Below are 3,687 nucleotides of genomic sequence, written 5' to 3' on the forward strand. Positions count from 1 at the left end.
TGGGACGCGGATGCGTGCGGGTTGGGCGGATGCGCACGGATCGATTGGAAGCACTGGTTTTCCGCAGGGTGGGGATTGCCGGTGGGACACGGATGGACGCGGGTTGGGCGGATGTGCGCGGATCGATTGGAAGCACTGGTTTTCCGCAGGGTGGGGATTGCCGGTGGGACGCGGATGCGTGCGGGTTGGGCGGATGCGCACGGATCGATTGGAAGCACTGGTTTTCCGCAGGGTGGGGTAATCCGCGAATATCCGCTTCATCTGCGAATATCCGTGGTATTCCCGGTGGGCACCTATCTGGAACCTATCCGGCTACCGGGGTCTGCCATACTGGCCGAGACGACGACGGGGCACAAAGCCGGACGAACGGTAGAGATGATAGGCAGCAGTATTCTGCTCTTCGACTTCGATGCGGATGTCTTGATAACCGGCTGCCTGCAAGCGATGGAGAGTCGTCAGGAGCAGCAATTTGCCATATCCACGCCCCTGTAAATCACGACGCACACCAAAGGTTGTAATGATGATCGTCTGTTCGGCCCGCAACAGTCGCAATGCCGCCACCGGTTGCCCGGCCATTTCAGCGATAACGAAGCGATGGCGGGGATGAGTAATCCGATCAGACACAAAGGCTGACACCTGTTCGACCGGATCACCGAACGCACCGACAATGATCGAGGTCAGCGTAGCAACATCGTCTTTTTCAGCCAGACGCACCTGCCAGTCATCAGGCGCTTCGGGTAGTGGCGGCAGTTGTGCCGGATCGAGCTGCAATTCGACTTCGACATTCAGCCGATGGAGATCGAGTGCAGCCACAAATGGAGCCACACAGGACCCTGCTTCATCAGCCAATGCAATCCAGTTGCCACCACGCGCATAGGCCCAGCGCTCAATCTGTTCGATCAATTGACGACCAAACCCGCGTCGGCGCCAGGCAGGATCGACGGCGATCACTGCTTCGATAGCGAAATAGCCATACATCACCACGCCACCCACCAGCGTCTCGCCGATCCGGGCCGCAGCCATTGTCGGCGTCCAATCGCCATCAAGGTATACCGGCAATTCAATGTTATCAGCGCGATTGCAACGCTCGAAGAGTTCAACGAGAGCTGGCCAATCGGCGGCGGGGATGATGGCAATGTCGAGAGTCATACGGTTGTTGATAATCCTTTCGGCGCCTATGTCTCCAGCAAGGCAACGATCATATTGTAACGTCAAATTGGGTGACATTGTATGCGTAACACCACATCTGGAATTAGCGCCAGCATAGCCAACTGTCCAACCATAACCATAACCATAACCATGGGAGTGCGCATCCGGCTCACCCACCATCTGAAACAACACGCACTGCTGACACCTTCAGCGACTCGCTCCCTGGCGCTTTTTATTACTTATACGTCGCATGGTTATCGCTATGATGCATCATAGCACATCGTGATAGATACGGTGCATCGCTATCGGGTTCCTTCGGTTATTCATTCCTCGGTGCTCTGCTGCCTTTTCAGCGCAACATCGATGCTGTACCCTACGGGACGGACTTCTTGTGGCGTGAGCATCCGTCTGCCGCTTACGCCGTTGGCAGGTTACGATTAGGGTAGCGGCTTCTAGCTCGCGTACGGGCATCCCCTCTGCCACCATCAGGTGACGGGCGTGGGCAATAGTGAGCAGGCTTCCTGCCTGCCCCATACCCTGCCACGGCGCCCCTTCCGCCAGCAACGCGGTCAGACGTCCTCCGTATGATTCGCATCGTTAACGACGTATCACTGCTGTCTAAGAGCCTATCCGAAAAGTGGGGTATTACAGGCTAAAGCCTGCGACACAGTTTGTACCGCCGCCTTCAGGCGGTGCATTACAGGCTAAAGCCTGCGGTACAAGCTGAAAAGTGCTCAGAAGCGATGTTTCGGATAGGTTCTAAGGCGTCGCTGTAGACTCCGCACCCCGTCCGTGATACTTACGATTACCGGGCTGATGGAGGGGAGCGCACAAGATAGGATAGTACCCAATAATGAGCGCAGAGGGTAACAATACAGGTATGGGTCATGCAAAGCATGCAGCGGGAGAGGGCCATAGGTGAAGACGCTCAAGGCATCAGCAAACGCTATCTCCCGCAAGCTTGCATGCTCTGCTTCCCAACCCAACGGGACAGGCTAGAGCGGGAGCATATTACACATCACCTCTGGAAGCAGAGCAACAGTAACCGGCAAGTAACAAGGTGACTGTCATCTTTTATCTGTTTTATCTGTTGGTGAGACAACATTCGTATTCCGAACATAATAAAAAAACCGACGCTGGTGGCGTCGGTCAGATCAGGTGTATTGGTAAGAACCGGTGTCAGGCATACTCCTCAACACTGTGCCGGGCGGTGCGAGCGGCACGCCGACGCATACCGGCATCGAGCTGCGCGAAGAACTCGTCAGGAGTGACGCTGGCAGCGGCACAGGCATCGGCAAAGCGCAGGTTGCTGCGATCAATCCGATTCTCACGCAAAAAGGCGCGAGCTTCAGGGCCAAATGTCTGCAAGACTTCTTCGACGGTGAGTTGCTCAAATGTTCCGTTGCGCATAGTTGTACTCCTTTAATCTATCAAGACTATCTTCGTCGCGACGACTTCATTGCCGATTGCGCTTTCATCATATCGTACAATATGCACAATTTCAAGAGTTTTGATTTGTATATTTTGCACAAATTACAACAGATAACCAGCGCGGAGAAGGCTGAATAGTTTGATCTCGTTCACCGAACATGAATGGGCACCGATCTAATGGAAAACGGTCACGAACGTACCATCGATGATCATCGCTCTTGCTGGGCTGCTACCCATCGGTATTCTGTACCTACGCTGCACAGGTAAGGACCGTATCAGTAACAGAGCGCGGATTGGCAAGGTGTAGACGTGGATGGGTAGTGGTTGGAATGAGTGCAGAGATCAGGAAGATCACGATGTTATACTTCCCGGTAGGAAGTGACAATTCACTGCCCTGCGATGACAACTTCAAGAGTGGACAATTATAGATAAGCTAACACACCATCTCTTGTATCAGGATGGCGCAGCGAATGCCTCTGAGCGTCCCTCTCCCACACACGTTCAGGAACGGACAGCATAGATAAGCCAGCCCACCATCTAGCGTATCAGGATGCCCTGGTGCAGGCTTGCAGTTTCCGACTATGCTTCAGAGACGAACCAGATATGCGAGCTAACACAGCATCTACTTCATCTCTCTCCTCTGCCGCGCTGCGGGAGAGGGACCGGTGGTGCGGGCGTTCAGCGTATCTCTAAACTCTACCTCCTACATACACTCGCGTATGCGGTCCATCCCCGAAGGTGCCGGCATGAATGCACAGGAGATCAGAGAATCAAAAAAGTGTGTATCACATCAAATCTTGAGTGATGCGATGGAATCGCTACCTATCATCAGATATGCGGTGAACCGTGACTATCTATCTCCTCTGCAACAATCCGAGGGGATTATCTGAAAGACACGGATGGGAGGTTCGGTAGGGGCGGGTTCGGTAGGGGCGGGTTCGGAACCCGCCCCTACGGTTTTCGTGATCCGCGGCCCATTGGTTCGGGTTGGCGGCGATATATTCCCGGATACGTTACAGGGATTTTTCATCGCGGATAATGTGTTCGTAATCATTCCGTTGCCAAACCGGTTGCCCCACCATGCCGCGCCATTGATTGACGCGTCGC

At 54.2% G+C, this 3,687-nt stretch carries 2 protein-coding genes; both read right to left on the reverse strand.

The window, feature by feature from the left end; translation table 11 throughout:
- Positions 1–312: 312 nt before the first annotated feature.
- A complete protein-coding gene (locus tag VAE55_RS07370; protein WP_322815146.1) occupies positions 313–1,149 on the reverse strand; it encodes a GNAT family N-acetyltransferase in 837 nt (278 codons plus the stop codon).
- A 1,179-nt stretch (positions 1,150–2,328) separates the two neighbouring features.
- Entirely contained in the window at positions 2,329–2,559 is a 231-nt protein-coding gene (locus VAE55_RS07375) for a hypothetical protein (protein ID WP_322815147.1), read from the reverse strand.
- Positions 2,560–3,687: the final 1,128 nt, after the last annotated feature.

It is taken from the genome of Chloroflexus sp., from assembly GCF_034432675.1.
GTDB lineage: Bacteria > Chloroflexota > Chloroflexia > Chloroflexales > Chloroflexaceae > Chloroflexus.